Origin of the sequence: Aquabacterium parvum (assembly GCF_001447195.1) — a bacterium.
GTDB lineage: Bacteria > Pseudomonadota > Gammaproteobacteria > Burkholderiales > Burkholderiaceae_C > Aquabacterium > Aquabacterium parvum.
On the sequence record NZ_LFRI01000343.1, the window covers coordinates 1 to 280 of the forward strand.

The 280-nt window shown below is 66.1% G+C and carries 1 pseudogene; it reads left to right on the top strand.

Features of this window, described 5'->3' with window-relative positions:
- A pseudogene (locus ABG80_RS23545) lies at positions 1–194 on the top strand (IS5 family transposase); the annotation flags it as partial.
- Positions 195–280 lie beyond the last annotated feature (86 nt).

The window sequence follows — 280 nt, forward strand, 5'->3', positions numbered from 1 at the left end:
GCAACAAGGCGATCAACCGCATCCGAGCCCGGGGCGAGCATGTGTTCGCTGGGCTGGAGCAGCTTGGCGGCAAGTGCGTGCGGGCGCTGACACTGGCGCGCAATGAGCTGGCCATTCTGCTCAAGTGTGCGACGTACAACGCCAAGCGTCTTGTCTGGCTGGTCAGCCATGACCCCATGCCGAGAGCGCCATGAGGGCCGAGGTGCGCCCGCAGAGTCCCCAAATGGGGTTTTGCAGGGCGCCTGCGGCCACTGCGGGCCTTGTCACGTCCTGCCTGCGT